Origin of the sequence: Nocardiopsis sp. FR4, assembly GCF_009830945.1 — a bacterium.
Taxonomy (GTDB): domain Bacteria; phylum Actinomycetota; class Actinomycetes; order Streptosporangiales; family Streptosporangiaceae; genus Nocardiopsis.
Genome location: NZ_VWVV01000037.1, coordinates 44,501 through 62,752, shown reverse-complemented (window position 1 = coordinate 62,752; position 18,252 = coordinate 44,501). Strand labels below are relative to the sequence as shown.

The following is an 18,252-nucleotide window of genomic DNA, read 5'->3' as shown; positions in this document are numbered from 1 at the left end:
CCGACCTATGAGGGCAACCCGCGTAACGGCAACAACATGAGCGGGGCGCTGCCCAACGCTCCGGTGGCGGGTCACTGGTTCTCCGAGCAGTTCCAGGAGCTCTTGGCCAACGCCCACCCGCCCGTCCAGTAGTCCGACCGCAGCACCTTCCGCACAGGGCGCCCGGCCACCCCAGGAGGTGGGCGGGCGCCCGCCGTGTGCGCGAGCTGCGATCATGGCGCTCGGCCCCTCACGGACGGCGGGGCGCGGAAGGCGATCGCGGGGGAAGAGCGTGGCGGAGCGGACGGAGACCGACACCGTCGTGGTCGGGCTGGGCGCGATGGGGGCGCAGGCCCTGTGGCGCCTGGCCCGCGACGGAGTGGACGCGGTGGGGGTCGAGCAGTTCACCCCCGGACACGACCGGGGCTCGAGCCACGGTGAGTCCCGCATCATCCGGACCGCCTACATGGAGGGGGCCGCGTACGTACCGCTCGTGCGGGCGGCCTGGCGCGCCTGGTCCGAACTGGAGGAGGACGCCGCCGCGCGCCTGGTGGTGCGCACCGGCGCGCTGATGCTCGGCGCCCCGGACAGCCCCGCCGTCACCGGATCGATCGCCGCCGCCCGCCACCACGGCCTGGCCCACGAGGTCCTCTCCGACGCGCGGGTCGCCGAGCGCTTCCCCCAGCACGCGGTGCGTCCGGGGGAAGTCGGGGTCTTCGAGGAGGAGGCCGGCGTGGTCCTGCCCGAGGCCGCGATCCGGGCGGCCGTGCGGCTCGCCGCCGCGGCGGGCGCGCGCGTGCGCACGGGGACCGCGGCGGCCCGGATCGACCCGGACCCCGACCGCCCCCGCGTACTCCTGTCGGACGGAACCCGGATCCGGGCCCGCCGGGTGGTCGTCACCGCCGGGGCGTGGCTGCCGAAACTGCTGCCCCGGGCGGCGGGACCGGGAGGCCTGGCCGTGCAGCGCCGGGTACTGGGCTGGTTCCGCACCACCCGGAACCCCTCCCCGCACGCGAACGGGCCGGTCTTCGCCCGCGACGGGGCGGACTGCACCTGGTACGGGTTCCCCAGCATGGACGGCGGCCGGACCGTCAAGATCGGCGTGCACGCCGAGGTCGCGGGCAACGGGGTCGAGGGCGCGCAGTGGGGCGAGCCGGTGGACCCCGACGCGGGGCCGCGCCCCCCGACGACGCCGACGCCCGCAGGCTCGGCGCGCTGGCCGCCGGGCTGCGCGGGGTGGGCGAGCTTCCCGAGCGCATGGCCGCGTGCATGTACACGATGACCCCCGACGAGGACTTCCTCATCGGTCAGCGCCGGGACCTGCCCGGGCTCGTCCTGGCGGGGGGTTTCTCCGGGCACGGCTACAAGTTCGCCTCGGCGGTCGGGGCGGCCCTGGCCGACCTGGCCCGGCACGGGCGCACGGACCTGCCGATCGGGATGTTCGACCCCCACCGCTGGGACTGACCGGACCGGGGCGGGAGGGGGCCCTGCGCGCGGGAGGGGCCCCGTGCGATCATCGCTGCCGTGCGCGGCGCGAGCACCCCCTCCCCTCCCCGTCGGAAGGACCCGCATGAACACCCCCACCCAGCGGCGGACCGCGCTCGTCACGGGCGCCTCCTCCGGCATCGGCGCGGCCGTGGCCGCCGAACTCGTCCACCGCGGTTACCGCGTGTACGGGACGAGCCGCGACCCCGGGTCCGTGGCCGACCCGGTCCCCGGCGTGGAGTACCTGCCGCTGGATTTGGCCGACGAGGCGTCGGTGCGGGCCTGCGCCGAGGCCTCGGGCGACGTGGACGTGCTGGTCAACAACGCCGGGGAGAGCCAGAGCGGGCCCTTCGAGGAGCTCCCCGCGGACGCCGTGGAGCGCCTGTTCCGGGTCAACGTGTTCGGCGCGGTGCGGCTCACCCAGCTGCTCCTACCGGGCATGCGCGCCCGCCGCCGCGGGCGCGTGGTGATGGTGGGGTCGATGCTGGCCAGCTTCCCCCTGGCCTACCGGTCCTCGTACGTGGCCTCCAAGGCCGCGCTCCGGGGCTTCGCGGACGCGCTGCGCCGCGAGGTGTCCCCGTACGGGGTGGGGGTGACCACGGTGGAACCGGGGTCGGTCAGCACCGGCATCAGCGGGCGGCGGACGCAGTACCTGCGGGAGGGCTCGCCGTTCACCGACGAGTACCGCGCCATGCTGGCGGCGCTCAACGCCAACGAGGCCGCCGGGATCCCGGCGCGGACGGTGGCCCGGACGGTGCTGCGCGCGGTCGAGGCCGACCCGCCCCGGCCGCTCTACGCGGTGGGGAGCAACGCCCCGGTGGTGTTCGCGCTGCGGCGGCTGCTCCCGCGCGCGGCCGTCCTGCGGCTGGTCGCGCGCAGGCACGGGCTGCGCTGAGGCGACGCGCGCACGCGGACTCCCCGGAAAGGTCGTCGGCCCGCGCGAGAATGCGAAGCGGCCGACCGAACCCTGGAGGACACCGTGAAGCAGCAGGTCCACTTCCTCACCCTGGCGACCGCCGACCTGGACGCCGCCCGGGCCTTCTACCGGGACGGGCTCGGCTGGGAACCGCTCGTGGACGTTCCGGGGGAGATCGTCTTCTTCCAGGTCGCCCCGGGGATGGTCCTCGGCCTGTTCGACGCGGAGAAGTTCGACCGGGACCTGGGGCGCCCGCCCGGCACCGCCGGGGTCTCGGGGCTGACGCTGGCGCACAACGTCGACGGCCCCGAGGAGGTCGAGTGGACCGTGCGCGCGATGGCCGCCGCGGGCGCGAAGGTGCTCACACCACCGAGGCCGGGCGAGTTCGGCGGGGTGTTCCACGCCCACGTGGAGGACCCCAACGGGGTGGTGTGGGAGATCGCGCACAACCCGGGCTGGCACGTGGACGGCACCGGCCGGGTGGTCCTGGGCTGAGGAGCGCTCCGACCGCTCCCCGGCCCCGGGAACACGGGGCGGGGGCGGCGCGGAACCGGGAGCGGGCTGCCCTAGGTTGGGGGTGACCGAAGACCACGGAAGGGGTTCCGCGTGAGCAGCATCGTCAAGTTCAACGTCCTGACCGTCCCCGAGGGTGCCGGGGCCACGCTGGAGGAGCGCTTCGCCAAGCGCGCCGGCCTGGTGGAGGACCAGCCCGGTTTCGAGGAGTTCCAGCTGCTGCGCCCGGTCGAGGGCACCGACAAGTACCTCGTCTACACCCGGTGGCGTTCGGAGGAGGACTTCCAGAGCTGGGTGAAAGGCCAGGCCTTCCAGCGGGGGCACGCCCAGGCCGCCGCGGACGCCGAGGAGGGCGCCGGACGGGGCCACGGGCACGGGCGGGGCGGCCCGGCCGCGACCGGCAGTGAGATCTGGGGCTTCGAGGTGGTCCAGCGGGTCTCCGCCGCCTCCTGAGGCGTACCCGCCGCGGGGCCGCCCCCGGGACCGGGCTGACCGCGGCGGCCGGGTCCGGGGTTTTCCGCCCCCCGGGCGGCAGTGGGCGGCGTGGGCGCGCGAGGATGGTGCGCCATGAGAGCTCTTGTCCGCTGTGTCGCCCTGGTGGCCCCGGCCCCCGCCGTCGCCGCCGGTCTGATCGCCGTCCTGGTCGGGGTGACCAGCTCGGCGGCGATCGTGTTCACCGCCGCCGAGGCGGCGGGCGCCTCCCCGGGACAGATCGCCTCGTGGATGCTGGCGCTGGGCGTGGGCATGGCCGTGACCTGCGTGGGCCTGTCCCTGCGGTACCGGGCCCCGGTGGTGACCGCGTGGTCCACGCCGGGCGCCGCCCTGCTGGCGGTGGGCCTGGACGGGGTGACGATGGCGCAGGCGGTGGGGGCCTTCGTGTTCTCGGCCGCGCTGATCACCCTGAGCGGTGTCACCGGGTGGTTCGAGAGGGTCATGGACCGGGTGCCGGTGCCGCTCGCGTCGGGCCTGCTGGCCGGTGTGCTGCTCCAGTTCGGGGTGGGCCTGTTCACGAGCATGGAGGACGACTTCGCGGTCGTGTTCGCCATGTTCGCGGCGTACCTGCTGTGCCGCCGGTGGCTGCCCCGTTACGCGGTCATCCTGTCTCTGGCCTGCGGCGGGGCCGTCGCGGCGGCCCGGGGCACGCTGGACCTGGGCGGGATGTCCCCGGAACTGGCCCGGCCGGTGTTCGTGGCGCCCGAGTTCTCCTGGCAGGTGCTGGTCAGCGTGGGCGTGCCCCTGTTCGTGGTCACCATGGCCTCGCAGAACCTGCCGGGGGTGGCGGTCCTGCGCGGTGACGGCTACCGGGTGCCGATCTCCCCGGTGATCGGCTGGACCGGTGCCGCCAACGTGGTCCTGGCCCCCTTCGGGTGCTTCGGGATGAACCTGGCCGCGATCACCGCCGCCATCTGCACCGGCCCGCAGGCGCACCCCGACCGGGAGCGCCGCTACCTGGCGGGGGTGTGGGCCGGGGTCTTCTACCTGGTCGTGGGGGTCTTCGGCGCGACGGTGGCCGCTCTGCTGGCCGCGCTGCCACCGACGCTGATCCTGGGAATCGCCGGTCTGGGCCTGCTCGGCACGATCGGCGGCTCGCTGGCCTCGGCGCTGGGCGACGAGCGCTCCCGGGAGGCGGCGGTCGTGACCTTCCTGGCCACGGCCTCGGGGTTCACCCTGCTCGGGGTGGGGTCGGCCTTCTGGGGTCTGCTCGCCGGGGGGCTGACCCTGCTGGTGACGCGCTCCTGGCGCCGCTCCTCCCCCGCGGAGGCGTCGGTTCCGCCTCCCGAGGGCTCCCGGGAGGCGGAACCGGTGTCCGCCGAGGAGGCCGCCGGCGGGGAACCGCGCGGCTGAGCCCCGGGCGGATCCGGGGGCGGCCGGACCGTGCCGGGGAACTCGGCGTGGGCTCAGGCCCTGGCGAGGATCCGGCCGGCCTCGGCCACCGCGGCGGTGAGGTCCTGGGGGTCGGCTGTCATCCCCGCGACCACGAGGTCGACCTCCTCCAGGCCCGCCCGGGACAGCAGGGTCTTGTCGTTGGTGACCCACACCCCGCGCTGGGCCAGCACCGCGTGCGCCGCCTGTGAGGCCGCCTGGGCGACCAGGCCCGCGGTCTGGGCCACCCGGCCGTGCGGGGCGTGGTTGTGCTCGGCGTAGGACAGGGTGCCCGCCGCGATCCCCCGCCAGACCGGCGGCGCGCTCTCGCGCAGCGCCCGCGGGTAGTCGGGGCGGGGCAGGTCCCCGACCAGCACCCGGCCCAGGGCGAGCTCGGCGACGACGAGGTAGCTGGGGATACCGGCCAGGTGGAACATGAGCGGCTCGACCCGGAAGCGCCCCCGCTCGGCCTCGGCCAGCTCGTGTTCGACCGAGTCGAGGTCGCGGTAGTGCACGTCCACCGCGCGGCCGTCGATCCGCAGCCAGGCGCCGCCGTTGAAGACGCCCCCGCCCCAGCCGCCGATCTCCGACACCTCCCCCGGCCAGCCCAGGTCCCGAAGGTCCTGGGGGTCGAAGTTCCCGCGGTAGTAGACGGCCAGGTCCCAGTCGCTGTCGGGTCGGTGGGCGCCCTGGGCCCGGGAGCCGCCCAGGGCGACGGCCTCCACCCCGGGCAGGGAGGCGAGGCGGTCGGCGGTGGCGGACAGGAAGCGCGCGTCGTCGGAGGAGGACATGGGGACCATCATGGCTGATCCGCCGGCACCCGGGCGGGCAGCCCTTGCGGAGGCGGACCTCCCGCTCCGGCGGACGCGGTCAGCTCCCTTCGGCCCCGTTCCGCCCTCCGGCGGCCCCGCCGCCGTCGCGTCCCCCGTTGCCGTTGCGGCGGCCGGTACCCGCCCCGCGCGTCACCCGGTGCCGGAGCCTGCGCGCCCGGGTGCTGAGCGGGGCGGTGCGTTCGCGCTGGGTGCCCGAGCCCTCGGCCGCATCCGCCCGCAGCGAGCGCACCAGTCCCGCCATCATGAAGAAGCCGATGACGAAGAACGGCAGGCCGAACACGATGATGGTCTGTTGCAGCGCGTCGAGTCCGCCCACACCCGAGGCCGTGAGCACCGTCGCCGCCACGACGCCCTCGGTGATCCCCCAGAAGACCCGCTGCCGGGTCGGGTTGCCCGACTCACCGGAGCAGAGCATGTCCACCACCAGGGAGGCCGAGTCCGAGGATGTGGTGAAGAAGATGATCACGATGAGGATGCTCACCGCCGACAGGAACGTGGTCAGCGGGTAGTGCTCCAGGAACGCGAAGAGGGCGCCGGGCACGTCCCCCTCGCCGACGACCTCCTGGACCAGCCCGCCGCCCCGGTTCATCTCGATGTCGAAGGACGAGAGCCCGAACACGCTGAACCACACCACACTGAACGCGGTGGGCAGGCCCAGCACGCCGATCACGAACTCACGGATGGTGCGCCCCTTGGAGATGCGCGCGATGAAGATGCCGACGAAGGGCGACCATGTGATGGTCCAGGCCCAGTAGAAGACCGTCCAGCTGCCCTGCCAGCCGGTGTTGCCGAAGGTGTCGTTCCAGAACGAGAGCGGGATCAGCCACTGCAGGTACACGCCCGTGGTCTCGATGACGCCCTTGGCCAGGTAGAGCGATGAGCCCGCGAGGAAGACGAAGACCAGCAGCGCCACGGCCAAGATGATGTTGATGGTGGACAGCCACTTGATGCCGATGTCCAGGCCGGTGGCCACGGAGATCACGGCGATGGTGGTGACGACCGCGATGAGGATGAGCTGGGCCAGTCGGCTCTCCTCCAGCCCGAACAGGGTGTTGAGGCCGCTGTTGATCTGCATGGTGCCCAGGCCGATGGTGACGGCCACGCCGAACAGCGTGCCCAGGACCGCGAAGATGTCGATGGTGCGGCCCAGCGGACCGTGGATCCGCTCACCGAGGAAGGGGTGGAAGATCGAGCTCACCCGGAACGGCAGGCCCTTGCGGTACACGAAGTAGGCGAAGGCCAGGGCGGGCAGGCAGAAGATCGTCCAGGTGTGGAAGCCGAAGTGGTAGAGCGTGAAGCCCATCGCCTCCTGCGCGGCGGCCACCGACCCCGGTTCGACGTTGCGCAGCGGCGGGTTGGCGAAGTGGCTGATCGGCTCGGCCACGCCCCAGAACATCAGGATGCTGCCGATGCCCGCGGCGAACAGCATGGCGAACCACTGGCTGTCGCGGTACTCGGGCCTGCTGTCCGGCGGCCCCAGGCGCACCCTCCCGTACCGGCTGGACGCGATCCAGAGGAGGAAGATGAAGAAGGTGGTCACGCCGAGGATGTAAAGCCAGCCGAGGTTGGTGAGGATCCACCCCGAGGTGGCGCCGAAGACGGCGTCCACCGTGTCGGTGAACGCGATCGCGCACACCACGAAAACGATGGTCAACGCGGCGGACACGAAGAAGATGGCCGGGTTCGTGGACAGCCCCAGCCTTTGTGCCAGCTTTTCGAACATGCCGACTGCTTTCTGCTGTTTTGGGTACGTTCGGCGAGGGATAAAGACCCGTCAACCCGCACCGACCTCGGGCAAGGATACGTCCGGGGGCGAGGGTTACCCGTTTATCCTTCCTTTCCAGGGGAGTCGGAACCGTCCTTACCCAGCACCTTTATCAACACACGGGAAAGAGTAAAAAAATATATGCTGAAAGCCACATAAGCCACGTTCTCCCGTGCGTGTCGCCGAATCGCCGCCTCACGGGCGCGGCGCCGACCCCGGGCACCCGTTCCGCGGGCCGGGTCCGCGGCCGGGAAGCGCACCGGCTCCGTGCCCGGACGCGCTTCCCCGGCGCGTACACGCGGACGGCGGCACCCGCCCCGCGGGTACCGCCGTCCGCTGCCGCATCCCCCGGAGGGGTCAGGCGTCGAGTTCGCGCAGCAGTTCGCCCACCTTCTCGGGCTGCTCGTACAGCGACAGGTGGCCCGCGCCCTCGATCGTGCGCACCTCGGTGTCCAGGAAGCGCAGGGCGGGACCGTACAGGCGCGCTGGAGAGAAGAACGGGTCGTGCGAGCCGGTGGCGACGCGGACCGGGGTGTCCGCCCAGGCGCGGAAGTGCTCCGCGGGCAGCGGGCCCGGCAGGGAGCCGGTACGGCAGGACCGTGCCACCAGGGCCAGCCACTCCGTCTCGGCCCGGTGCTTCTCACACGGTGTGGCCGGGCCGCTGAGGAACTCCACCAGCCGCTCGCTGGTGTGCTCGTTGGGGTGGATCATCCAGGGCAGCGTGGCGCGCATCGACTCCGTGCTGACCCCGGCCGCGGTCAGCCCCGCCGGGTTGAGCAGCAGCATTCCGGCGACCAGGGGGGAAGGGGTCGAGGCGAGCGCGACGGCGGCACCGCGGGAGTGGCCCAGGACGAGCACGGGCCGGTCGGTGATCTGGGGCAGGAACTCGTCGAGCCAGGCGCCGTAGGTCTGGATCCTGGCACCGCCGACCCGCTGGCCGCAGCTGAGGCCGGGCTGCCCGGGCGGGTCGACCAGCAGCACCGGCCGGTCCGCGGACAGCGCGCGGGCGGCGGGCACCGTGGTGGCCGCGTTGAAGTTGGTACCCGACAGCACCAGCACCGGGGTGCCGGGGCCGCCCGCGGCCCGGAAGGCCCGTGTGCTCCCCAGGTGGGTCTCCACCGGCGGGAGGGGGCCCAGTTCGGGCCACTGGCTGAGGGCTTTGTGGCACCACGCGTGCACGGAGCGCTCGGCGTTCTCAGAACGGTACACGCGTGCCGCGCGGAGGGGGACGACGGTCATGGATCTGGTTTCGCCTAGAGGAGAGAGGTGTCGCCGTCCTTGCTCACCGACGCACCAGAGAGGAACTGTACGCCTCCGTCCGGCGCCACGCCACCCGGGGGAGGGGTGTTTCCGAGCCGAGACGCGGGAGTTTCCTACCCGTTGCCCTGTGCCCCCTGGTGAAGTTGTTTCTCCTGGTAAAGGTGTGTTTGTCCTGTCCGCTTCCGGCCACCGTGCGCCGTCCGCCCCCTCTCCCCCGGGTGCCCGAACCGCCCGGGCTCCCGGGCCGTTCCCCGGCCCGGGAGCACCCGCGGATCAGCCGAACGTGTCCGGGTCCGGACCGATCCGGCCGCCCCTGTCCAGGGCACCGACCCGGTCCATGTCCTCGGCGGACAGCTCGAAGTCGAAGACCTCGAAGTTCTCCCGGATCCGGGACGGAGTCGCGGACTTGGGGATCACCACGTTGCCCAGCTGCAGGTGCCAGCGCAGGACCACCTGCGCCGGGGTCCTGCCGTACCTGTCCGCGAGGTCGGTCAGCACCGGGTCGTCGAGCAGCCCCTTGCCCTGCCCGAGCGGACTCCAGGCCTCGGTGAGGACGCCGTGGCGGGCGTTGACCTCGCGCATGGCCTCCTGGGAGTGGTAGGGGTGCAGCTCGATCTGGTTGAGCACCGGGACCACGTCGGTCTCGGCGACCAGCCGGTCCAGCGTGGCGGCCGTGAAGTTGGACACGCCGATGGACCTGGCCCGGCCCTCGGAGCGGATCCGCTCCAGCGCCCGCCAGGTGTCGACGTAGGCGTCCTGCCGGGGGCGGGGCCAGTGGATCAGGTACAGGTCGACGTAGTCCAGGCCCAGGCGCTCCAGGCTGGCGTCGAAGGCCTTGAGCGCGCTGTCGTAGCCCTGGTCGTCGTTCCACAGCTTGGTGGTGACGAACAGTTCCTCGCGGGCGATGCCGGACTCGGCCAGCGCGCGGCCGGTGCCCTTCTCGTTGTCGTAGATCCTGGCCGTGTCGATGCTGCGGTACCCGACCTCCAGCGCCGTCGAGACCACCGCCTCGGCCTCGTCGTCGGGGACCTGCCAGACACCGAAGCCGAGTTGCGGCATGGCGCGGCCGTCGTTCAGCGTGACGTACTGCATGAGTTCCTCTCCGGGTGAAGGACAAGGTGTGGGCCAGGGGGGTCGCGTCCCCCATGATGGCGACCTGGAGCGCACTCCAGGCAAGCGTCAGGACGCGAGGCGGACCAGCATCTTGCCGGTGTTGGCGCCCCGCATCATGTCCAGGAAGGCCCGGACCGCGTGGTCGATGCCCTCGACGACGGTCTCCTCCGCGCGCAGGCCGCCGGAGGCGATCCACCCGGAGGCCCGCTGGGCGTACTCCTTCATGAGGTGGCCGTGGTCGCCGACGATGAACCCGCGCAGGGTCAGGCGCTTGCCCACGGCGAGGAAGAGGTTGTCCGGGCCGGGGGCGGGCTCGGTGGCGTTGTACTGGGAGACCGCGCCGCACAGGGCGATCCGTCCGTGCTGGCGCATCGCGGCGATGGCGGCGCGCAGGTGGTCGCCGCCGACGTTGTCGAAGTAGACGTCCACGCCGTCGGGGGCGGCCTCGGCCAGCTGGGACTCCAGGTCGCCCTCGCGGTAGTCGATCGCGGCGTCGAAGCCGAACTCCTCCAGCAGGCGGCGCCTCTTCTCCGGCCCGCCCGCCGAGCCGACCACGCGGGAGGCGCCCAGATGGCGGGCGATCTGCCCGGCGAGGGAGCCGACCGCCCCCGCGGCGCCGGAGACGAACACCACGTCGCCCTCCCGCACCGGGGCGATCTCGGTCAGTCCCGCGTAGGCCGTGAGTCCGACCATGCCCAGCACCCCGAGGTAGGCCTGGACGGGCGCCAGGGAGGCGTCCACCGCGCGCACGGCGTCGGCGGGCAGCAGGGCGTACTCGCGCCAGCCCGCGGCGTGCAGGACGGTGGTGCCCACCGGGACCCCGTCGCTGCCGGAGGCGGTGACCACGCCGACCGCGCCGCCCTCCATCGGCTCGCCGAGCCGGTAGGGCGGCACGTAGGACTTGACGTCGTTCATGCGTCCGCGCATGTAGGGGTCCACGGACATCCACTGGTTGCGCACCAGCACCTGGCCGGGCCCGGGGTCGTCGACGGTGACCTCCTCCAGGGAGAAGTCCTCGGGAGCGGGTTCTCCGACGGGACGGGCGACCAGGTGGACTTCCCTGCTGGTGACGGGCATGGCGCAACCTCCGAAGCGGTGGTGGACGGTCTGGCGGGCGGCGCGGAAGCCCGCCCCTCCCGCCGCGGCAGACACTAGTGCGGCAACGTATTCCCCCACCAATAAAATCAGTGAGGTGACCTATAGGAATGTCAATGGCTCGGCCTCCGGCGAAGGGCCGGCCCGCGGACCGCTCGACCTGCAGCAGCTGCGGACCTTCCTGGCCGTGCACCGGTCGGGGTCCTTCACCGCCGCCGCGCAGCTGCTGCGGCTGTCGCAGCCGACGGTCACCACACAGATCCGTTCCCTGGAGCGGCGCCTGGGACACACGCTCTTCGAGAGGCTGCCGAGGGGTGTGGCGCCCACCGTGGAGGCCAACGACCTCGTCGCGCGGGTGGCCGGGCCGCTGGACGCCCTGGAGGAGGTGGCCGGCCCGGACGGGGCGGACCCGACCGCACCGGCCCCGCCGCTGCGGCTGGCGGGCCCGGCCGAGGTGGTGCGGAGCCTGGTACTGCCCGCGCTCGCCCCGCTCGTCGCGGAGGGAGTGCGGCTGCGGGTGCGCACCGGGCTGGCCGACGACCTGCTGGAGGAGCTGCGCGGGGGCAGGCACGACCTGGTCGTGTCCACGGTGCGCCCGCGCGGACGCGCCCTGGTCGCCGAACCGCTGATGGACGAGGAGTTCGTACTGGTGGCCGCGCCCGCGTGGGCGGACCGGCTGCGCGGCGGACGCCTCGCACGCCAGGGGGCGGCCGCCCTGTGCGAGGTGCCGCTGGTGGCCTACGACGACGAACTGCCGATCCTGCGCCGGTACTGGCGGCACGTGTTCGGGGTGCGGCTCACCTGCGTTCCGGCGGTGACCGTGCCCGACCTGCGCGGGGTGCGGGCCGCCGCCGAGAACGGGGCCGGGGTGACGGTGCTGCCGCGCTACCTGTGCCGGGAGGCCCTGGCCGACGGACGGCTGGTGGCGCTGCTGGAACCGGAGGACCCGCCGATCAACACCGTCTACCTGGTGCGGCGGCCGGGTCCGGCGGGCAGCTCCCAGCTGGACCGGGTGCACCGGCACCTGCTGTCGGCCGCCCGCCCCTGGTGAACGGCGCGCCGGTTTGACCCTCCCAGTGGTGGCAGGGTCTACCGTCGCCCCATGAGCGAGTTGACGGAGCCGATGACGGGCACCCGCCTCCAGGCGGTCCTGCCCGCCGAGTCGCCGCGGACGCCCCCGCACGCCCTGGTCGACCTGGCGGTGCGCGCCGAGGAGCTGGGGGTGGACACGGTGTGGCTGCCCGACCACCTGCTGCCCCCCGAGCCGTACGGGCCCGTCTTCGGCGGCGTGTACGAACCGCTGGTGACCCTGTCCTCCCTGGCCGCGCGCACCGAGCGGATCCGGCTGGGCACGTCGGTGCTGGCGGCGCCGCTGCGCGACCCGTTCCTGCTCGCCAAGCAGGCGGCCACCCTGCACGCCCTGTCCCGGGGCAGGTTCGTGCTGGGCGTGGGCACGGGGTGGTCGCGCGAGGAGTTCGCCGCGGTCGGGGCGGACTTCACCACGCGCGGCGCGCGCACGGACGAGGCGCTGCGGCTGCTGCGGCACCTGTTCGAGGGCCGGGGCGGTTTCGAGGGCCGCTTCCACTCCTACGAACGCGGGGTGTTCGAGCCGCGCCCCGCCGGGCGCGTGCCGGTGATGGTGGGCGGAACGTCGGACCGGGCACTGCGGCGGGCCGCCGAGTTCGCCGACGCCTGGCAGGGCGTGGGGCTGGACACCGAGGGGTTCGCGGCGGCGCGCAACCGCCTGCGGGAGCTGACCTCCCGCCCCGTGCTCGCGGGGACCCGCATCGCCTGGTCGGGGGGTGCGGCGGAGTTCGACCGCGCCGTGGAGCGGTTCCGCGAGCTGGCCGCGGCCGGAGCGGACTCCGTGGCGGTGTGGTTCGGCGACGCCGAGGGCTTCGGGGAGCGCATGGAACGGTTCGCGGCGGCCCTGCGCTGAACGCTCCCGCCGGGGCGTGGCACCCTGGGTGTCGCAGACCGCGGGACACGGGGGGACGCGTGGGGGACTACGACGGGGCGACCGTCCTGTTCGACCTGGACGGGGTGCTGGTGGACTCCAGCGAGAGCGTCCGGGCGGGGCTGACCGCGTGGGCGCGGGAGCGCGGGCTGGACGTGGACACGGTGCTCGCCGACCACCACGGTCGCACCGACGCGGGCCTGGTCCGTCTGGTCGCCCCGCACCTGGACCCGGTGGCCGAGGCGCGGCGGATCGAGGAACACGAGGCCGCCTCCGGGGACGGCGTGCGCGCCGTGCCCGGCGCCCGCGAGCTCCTGGCCGAACTCGACGCCCGGGGGCGCCCCTGGGCGATCGTCACCTCCGGCGGCGACCGGATCGCGGGCGCGCGGATCGCGACGGCCGGCCTGCCCCGGCCGCGCGTGCTGGTGACCGCCGACGACGTCGCCGAGGGCAAGCCCCACCCCGAGCCCTACCTGTTGGGCGCCGAGCGCATGGGCACCGCCCCCGAGCGGTGCGTGGTGGTGGAGGACTCCGCCAGCGGCGTCCGCTCCGGGATGGCCGCGGGCATGCCGGTGGTGGCCGTGGCCTCCACCGCCGCCCCCGCCGACCTGGCGCACGCGACCGCCGTGGTGGACGGCCTCGAAGCGGTGGCCGCGCTGCTGCTCTGAGCGGAACCCGCCCGGACGGTTCCGCCTCCCCCGGAGAGGACGTATGGACGACGGCACCACCATCGGTCGGGCCCGCGCGGAGGACGTGGCGGCGATCGTCGCCATGCTGGCCGACGACCCGCTGGGCGCCCGCCGCTTCTACGAGCGACTGGGCTACACCGCCTCCCACGTCGGCTTCAAGAAGGACCTCGGCTGAGGGGTTCCCCGGCACCGCCCGGCTGCGCGTCCCGCCGCTCCCGCCCCGGGCGCGGGGCTGGGCCCGGGACGCCGCCTGGTGGACACGTGCCTGGACTGGGCGCGCGAGGCCGGGTACCGGCGGGTCGCCCTGCGGACCGACGACGTCCTGGTCTCGGCGCGGCGCAACGGCGACGAGCCCCAGGTCAGTGCCGTTCTCCGGTACCGGGGCCACGTGGAGGATCCGGTGCACCGGGTGCAGGACACCATCGACGCGCGCTTCACCGAACCGCTGCGGATCGCCGACCTGGCCGCCGGGGCCGGGCTCAGTGAGCGCACGCCGACCCGGGCGTTCACGGCGGCGACGGGGCTCACCCCGCTGCGCTACCAGCAGCGGTTGCGGGTGGAGCGGGCCGAGCACCTGATCGGGTCCGGGGAGACCGTGGAGGCGGCGGCCGGGGCGGTGGGCTTCCGGGACGCCCGGATGCTGCGCCGTCTGCGCGCCCGTCCCGGTTAGGACGTCCGGCGGGCCAGGCGGAGCCGCGTGAGGTAGGGGACGCGCACGACGCCGTCGGGGAAGTGCTCGGCCACGAGCGCGCCGACGGCGGCCCGGGTGCGTTCCTCGCCCAGGTTGCGCCGCACCGCCGCCATCTTGGTGGAGGACATCGCGTGGCCGACGTACCCCTCCGGGGTGAGTTCGCGCGTCCACGCGGCGGAGAACTCGGCGGTCTCGCCGAGGCCGTCCTGGGCGGCCATCTCCCCCAGGGTGTCGAAGGCCCGGTAGTCGCGCCGGTAGTCGTCCCCGTGCTCCTCCATGAGGCGCTCGTAGGCGTCGGTGAACGCGCTCGCGGTCCAGTCGCGGTCGTTGTCGAGCACGGCGACGGTACCGCCGGGCGCGAGCAGGCGGGCGGCCTCGGCGTAGAAGGCGGGCCGGTCGAACCAGTGCACCGCCTGGGCGGCGAGCACGAGCGAGGCGCTGGCGTCCGGGAAGGGCACGTGCTCGGCCCGGCCGTCCACGTACTCGACGCCGTCGTCCTCGGCCGCGGCGCCGCGCATGGCGTGGCCGGGTTCGACGCCGACCACGCGGGGCTCCGGTCCGAAGGCGCGGCGCAGGGCCCGGGTGGAGATGCCGGTCCCCGCGCCGACGTCGAGCAGGAGCCACGGCCGGGGCCAGGACTCCCGGGCGCCGTCCAGCACGTACCGGCGGAGCCGCTCCAGGACGGGCTCGGGGTAGTCGGGGCGGAAGCGCTGGTAGTTCTCGCTGAGCCGGTCGAAGGCCTGGGTCCGGTCGCTCATGTACTCCTCCTCGCCGGGGCCCGCCCCCCCGGAGCCGTTCCCTCCCCGCCCGGCCGCTACACCCGTGCCACGCCGTCCCGGTAGGAGGAGGGGCTCCTCCCGGTGTGGTGGCGGAACGCGGAGCTGAACGCGAACGCGCTGCCGTAGCCCACCCGCGCGGCCACCGCCTCCAGCCCGAGCCGGGGTTCGGCGGTGAGCAGGTCGCCGGCCACGGTGAGCCGCCAGGTGCGCAGGTAGGTCATCGGCGGCACGCCCACGGCCGCGCGGAAGCGGGCGGCCAGGGTGGCGCGCGAGACGGCGCACTCCCGGGCCAGCGCGTCCAGGGTCCAGGGCCGGGCCACGTGTTCGTGCAGCAGTTCCAGCGCACGCGCGACGACGGGGTCGTGCCGGGCGGTCAGCCAGTTGGGCGCGCTGTCGGGGTTGTCCTCCAGCCAGGCGCGCACCGCCATCACCAGCAGGCAGTCCAGGAGGCGGTCGCTGAGGCTGGTCGAGGCGACGTGGTCGGTGGTGATCTCCCGGGAGAGCAGCTCCACCAGCGCCGGGTCGACCCGGCCCTCGGGGAGCACCGCCAGCGGGGGCAGCGCGGACAGGGCCAGGCGGCCGACCTCGCTGTCGTCCTGGTAGGCGCCCACCACCGTGGTGTCGGTGCCCTCGGGATCGTTGCCCCAGGTCCCGATCCCGTGGCTCATGGTCACGTGCACCTCCTCCCCGTCCAGGGACACGCACCGGCCCCCGGGCAGGGCGGTGATGGTGGGCTCGCGGCCCCGGCGGTCGGCGATCACGTAGGGGTCCGGGCCGCGGACGAGCACGAGGTCCCCCGGCTCCGCGTCGGCCTCCCCGTGCGGGGTGCCCACCCAGGTCCGGCCGGAGGTGACCACGACCAGGGTGAGCGCGGCCCCGTCGCGGACGTCGATCCCCCAGGGCGGGGTCATGACCGTGCGCAGGGTGAAGGCGCCGCGCGCCCGGGGGCCGTCCAGGAGGTGCACGAGGGGGTCCATGCCCCTACTCTAGCCAGACGCTCTCTTATGTAATCCAGCTTCCGCGCCATGTTCCGTCCGGGCCCGGGCTGGTGGACTAACGGACATGGACACAGAGAAGATCCTCGTCACCGGCGGCACCGGCATGACCGGCCGCCGCCTCACCCGCCTGCTGCGCGAGCGCGGCACCGAAGCCCGGGTCGGCTCCCGGACCGGCACCCCGCGCTTCGACTGGCACGACCAGAAGACCTGGGACCCCGTCCTGGAGGGAACCACCGCCGTCTACCTCTGCTACCACCCCGACCTGGGCTTCCCCGGAGCCGGGGAGATCGTGGCGGCCTTCGCCGCCCGGGCCGCCCGGCACGGCGTCCGGCGGATGGCCCTGCTGTCCGGACGGGGCGAACCGGAGGCCCAGAAGGCGGAGCTGGCCGTGGGCGCGGAGTTCCCGGGCCTGACCGTGCTGCGGTGCGCCGTGTTCGCGCAGAACTTCTCCGAGGGCTTCCTGCACGGGCCGGTCCTGGAGGGCACGGTGGCGCTTCCGGCCCCGGACGTCCCGGAGCCGTTCGTGGACCTGGACGACGTGGCCGAGGTCGCGGCCCGGGTTCTGACGGAGGACGGGCACGCCGGGGAGCTGTACGTGCTGACCGGCCCCGCCTCGGTCACGTTCACCGAGGCCACCCGTCTGATCGGCGAGGCCGCCGGGCGGGCGGTCGGCTACCAGGAGGTGTCGGCTGAGGAGTTCGTCTCCTGGGCGGCCGCGGCCGGGCTTCCGGAGGACGACGCCCGGGGGCTGGCCGCGCTGCTCGGGCAGATCCTGGACGGGCGCAACGTCGAGCCCGCCGACGGTGTGGAGCGGGCGCTGGGCCGTCCGGCCACCGCCTTCGCCGAGTACGTGCGCCGCGCCGGGGCCTGGCGGAGCTGACCCCCGGGTCGGCCGGGGACGGCTCCCCGGCCGACCCGGTCAGAGGGCGAGGAGCCCGACGCCGGTGCGCTGGAGGCGCGGGTGGGTCACCGTGTCCAGGAGGAACGCGTGGACGCCGCCGTCCCAGACCACGTTGACGAAGCCCACGAGTTCCCCGCCCCGGTGGGCGCACACCCAGCCGAGGCTGTGCGCGTTGACCCGGCTCTCCCAGTCGGTCCCCTCCGGTTCCTGGCCGAACCCCAGGGCGTGCAGGGCGTCCAGGGCGTCGTTGTCGAAGGCGCCGCGCCAGGTGTGGGTGGTCCGCATCCGTCCGATGCTATGCGCGGCGGTAGCGTGGGGAAAGCCGTTTTCGCCAGCCGGGAAGCCGCCCGTGTCCGCAGCAGAGAAGTTCCAGAGCCTGTTCGTGACGCTGGCCGCCCTGGCCGGGCTGGGGCTGGGCCTGGCGCTGCCCGTGGGCCCGGCGGCGGGGCACGCCGTGCTCCCCGCCCTGATGCTCCTGCTGACCGCGGTGTTCGCCCAGGTCGACGCGGGCCGGGTCCGCGCGGCGCGGTCCGCGCGCACGGTGGTCGCCGCCAGCCTCGTGCTCAACTTCGGGTTCACCCCGCTGCTGGCCTGGGCCCTGGGCGCCGGCCTGCTGGGCGGCTCGCCCGACCTGCGCGTCGGCCTGCTGTTGCTGCTGGTGACCCCGTGCACGGACTGGTACCTGGTGTTCACCGGCCTGGCCCGGGGGCACATGGGGGTCGCGGCGGCGGTCCTGCCGGTGAACCTGGTGCTCCAACTCCTCCTGCTGCCGGTGTACGTGCTGCTGCTCGGCGGCGAGGCGGCGATGGTGGACGCCGGAACCCTGGTGGAGGCGGTTCTGCTGGTCCTGGTGGTTCCGCTGGTGCTGGCCGTGGCCCTGAGGGAGGGGGCCCGCCGCTGGAAGGGGCGCTCGTGGCGGGACGCGGTCCTGGTCCCCCGGGCCAACGCGGTGGTGCTGCCACTGCTGTACACGGCGGTGCTGGCCGTGTTCGCCTGGCAGGCGCGCACGGTGCTCGGCCATCTGGGCGACCTGGTCGCGCTGCTGCCCGCCCTGGCGGTGTTCTTCACGGTCGCGCCGCTGGCGGCGGTGTCCGCGGCCCGGCTGCTGCGCCTGCCCGACGACCAACGCGCCACGCTCACGATGACCTCGGTGGCGCGCAACTCGCCGATCGCGCTGGCCGTGGCCGTGGCGGCCTTCCCGGACCGGCCGCTCATCGCGGTGGCCCTGGTGGCCGGACCGCTGGTGGAGCTTCCGGTGCTGGCGCTGCTGAGCCAACTGGTGCGGGTGCGCTCCGGGGCACCGCGGAGCACGGCGTGACCGGATCCGCGAATCCGAGCCCAGCGCCCCCGAACGGGTGCGCCCACCCACCGCCCAGAAGAACGGCGCGCATGGGCGCCACCGCCCCGGAAACGGA

Annotated in this window: 19 protein-coding genes and 1 pseudogene; 12 read left to right on the top strand and 8 right to left on the bottom strand. The window is 74.2% G+C overall.

Annotation, left to right across the window (positions count from 1 at the left end; all coding sequences use genetic code 11):
• Positions 1 to 271 precede the first annotated feature (271 nt).
• The 5 genes and pseudogenes from solA to FYW95_RS25110 all read left to right on the top strand — a co-directional run bounded on the left by solA (position 272) and on the right by FYW95_RS25110 (position 4,738).
• A pseudogene (gene solA, locus FYW95_RS25130) lies at positions 272 to 1,443 on the top strand (N-methyl-L-tryptophan oxidase).
• A 106-nt stretch (positions 1,444 to 1,549) separates the two neighbouring features.
• The gene (locus FYW95_RS25125) at positions 1,550 to 2,359 is read left to right on the top strand and encodes an SDR family oxidoreductase (protein WP_159945174.1); all 810 of its coding nucleotides are present in this window, start codon (positions 1,550 to 1,552) and stop codon (positions 2,357 to 2,359) included.
• An 84-nt stretch (positions 2,360 to 2,443) separates the two neighbouring features.
• The gene (locus FYW95_RS25120; RefSeq protein WP_159945173.1) at positions 2,444 to 2,875 is read left to right on the top strand and encodes a VOC family protein; all 432 of its coding nucleotides are present in this window, start codon (positions 2,444 to 2,446) and stop codon (positions 2,873 to 2,875) included.
• A gap of 111 nt (positions 2,876 to 2,986) precedes the next feature.
• Positions 2,987 to 3,346, top strand: a complete 360-nt coding sequence (locus FYW95_RS25115) for an antibiotic biosynthesis monooxygenase family protein (protein WP_159945172.1) — start codon at positions 2,987 to 2,989, stop codon at positions 3,344 to 3,346.
• A gap of 114 nt (positions 3,347 to 3,460) precedes the next feature.
• On the top strand, positions 3,461 to 4,738 hold the full coding sequence (locus FYW95_RS25110; RefSeq protein ID WP_236568083.1) for a benzoate/H(+) symporter BenE family transporter: 1,278 nt from the start codon (positions 3,461 to 3,463) through the stop codon (positions 4,736 to 4,738).
• Between the two features lie 53 nt (positions 4,739 to 4,791).
• Here the strand turns inward: FYW95_RS25110 and FYW95_RS25105 are convergent, their stop codons facing one another.
• From FYW95_RS25105 to FYW95_RS25085, 5 genes are all read right to left on the bottom strand, one after another.
• Positions 4,792 to 5,547 (bottom strand): nucleotidyltransferase domain-containing protein, encoded by a 756-nt coding sequence (locus FYW95_RS25105; RefSeq protein WP_159945171.1) that lies wholly within the window; start codon positions 5,545 to 5,547, stop codon positions 4,792 to 4,794.
• 79 nt (positions 5,548 to 5,626) lie between these two features.
• The gene (locus FYW95_RS25100) at positions 5,627 to 7,312 is read right to left on the bottom strand and encodes a BCCT family transporter (protein ID WP_159945170.1); all 1,686 of its coding nucleotides are present in this window, start codon (positions 7,310 to 7,312) and stop codon (positions 5,627 to 5,629) included.
• A gap of 399 nt (positions 7,313 to 7,711) precedes the next feature.
• Complete coding sequence (locus FYW95_RS25095) at positions 7,712 to 8,593, bottom strand: alpha/beta fold hydrolase (RefSeq protein ID WP_159945169.1); 882 nt, start codon at positions 8,591 to 8,593, stop codon at positions 7,712 to 7,714.
• A gap of 294 nt (positions 8,594 to 8,887) precedes the next feature.
• Complete coding sequence (locus FYW95_RS25090) at positions 8,888 to 9,706, bottom strand: aldo/keto reductase (RefSeq protein ID WP_159945168.1); 819 nt, start codon at positions 9,704 to 9,706, stop codon at positions 8,888 to 8,890.
• Positions 9,707 to 9,793: 87 nt separating this feature from the next.
• Positions 9,794 to 10,804 (bottom strand): NADP-dependent oxidoreductase, encoded by a 1,011-nt coding sequence (locus tag FYW95_RS25085; RefSeq protein WP_159945167.1) that lies wholly within the window; start codon positions 10,802 to 10,804, stop codon positions 9,794 to 9,796.
• Positions 10,805 to 10,919: 115 nt separating this feature from the next.
• Here FYW95_RS25085 and FYW95_RS25080 point away from each other — a divergent pair, with 115 nt between their 5' ends.
• The 5 genes from FYW95_RS25080 to FYW95_RS25065 all read left to right on the top strand — a co-directional run bounded on the left by FYW95_RS25080 (position 10,920) and on the right by FYW95_RS25065 (position 14,138).
• Positions 10,920 to 11,873, top strand: coding sequence for a LysR family transcriptional regulator (locus FYW95_RS25080; protein WP_255495667.1), 954 nt, complete (start codon positions 10,920 to 10,922; stop codon positions 11,871 to 11,873).
• A gap of 51 nt (positions 11,874 to 11,924) precedes the next feature.
• A complete protein-coding gene (locus tag FYW95_RS25075) occupies positions 11,925 to 12,761 on the top strand; it encodes a TIGR03619 family F420-dependent LLM class oxidoreductase (protein WP_159945166.1) in 837 nt (278 codons plus the stop codon).
• A gap of 59 nt (positions 12,762 to 12,820) precedes the next feature.
• Entirely contained in the window at positions 12,821 to 13,447 is a 627-nt protein-coding gene (locus tag FYW95_RS25070; protein WP_160050913.1) for an HAD-IA family hydrolase, read from the top strand.
• A gap of 43 nt (positions 13,448 to 13,490) precedes the next feature.
• The gene (locus tag FYW95_RS27865; RefSeq protein ID WP_201295031.1) at positions 13,491 to 13,643 is read left to right on the top strand and encodes a hypothetical protein; all 153 of its coding nucleotides are present in this window, start codon (positions 13,491 to 13,493) and stop codon (positions 13,641 to 13,643) included.
• 78 nt (positions 13,644 to 13,721) lie between these two features.
• Positions 13,722 to 14,138 carry a helix-turn-helix domain-containing protein gene (locus FYW95_RS25065; RefSeq protein ID WP_236572305.1) on the top strand — a complete coding sequence of 139 codons (417 nt, stop codon included), beginning with the start codon at positions 13,722 to 13,724 and terminating at the stop codon, positions 14,136 to 14,138.
• On the opposite strand, the gene FYW95_RS25060 is transcribed toward FYW95_RS25065, so the two are convergent.
• Both FYW95_RS25060 and FYW95_RS25055 read right to left on the bottom strand, forming a co-directional pair.
• On the bottom strand, positions 14,135 to 14,917 hold the full coding sequence (locus FYW95_RS25060; RefSeq protein WP_160050912.1) for a class I SAM-dependent methyltransferase: 783 nt from the start codon (positions 14,915 to 14,917) through the stop codon (positions 14,135 to 14,137). The genes FYW95_RS25065 and FYW95_RS25060 overlap by 4 nt on opposite strands.
• 56 nt (positions 14,918 to 14,973) lie before the next feature.
• Positions 14,974 to 15,915, bottom strand: a complete 942-nt coding sequence (locus tag FYW95_RS25055) for an AraC family transcriptional regulator (protein WP_160050911.1) — start codon at positions 15,913 to 15,915, stop codon at positions 14,974 to 14,976.
• An 85-nt stretch (positions 15,916 to 16,000) separates the two neighbouring features.
• Between FYW95_RS25055 and FYW95_RS25050 the strand changes: the two genes are divergently transcribed.
• Positions 16,001 to 16,816, top strand: coding sequence for an NAD-dependent epimerase/dehydratase family protein (locus tag FYW95_RS25050; protein ID WP_160050910.1), 816 nt, complete (start codon positions 16,001 to 16,003; stop codon positions 16,814 to 16,816).
• Between the two features lie 39 nt (positions 16,817 to 16,855).
• Here the strand turns inward: FYW95_RS25050 and FYW95_RS25045 are convergent, their stop codons facing one another.
• Positions 16,856 to 17,122 (bottom strand): GNAT family N-acetyltransferase, encoded by a 267-nt coding sequence (locus tag FYW95_RS25045; protein ID WP_201295030.1) that lies wholly within the window; start codon positions 17,120 to 17,122, stop codon positions 16,856 to 16,858.
• A gap of 64 nt (positions 17,123 to 17,186) precedes the next feature.
• On the opposite strand from FYW95_RS25045, the gene FYW95_RS25040 reads away from it, so the two are divergent.
• Positions 17,187 to 18,155 carry an arsenic resistance protein gene (locus tag FYW95_RS25040; RefSeq protein ID WP_160050909.1) on the top strand — a complete coding sequence of 323 codons (969 nt, stop codon included), beginning with the start codon at positions 17,187 to 17,189 and terminating at the stop codon, positions 18,153 to 18,155.
• The last annotated feature ends 97 nt before the right edge of the window (positions 18,156 to 18,252 follow it).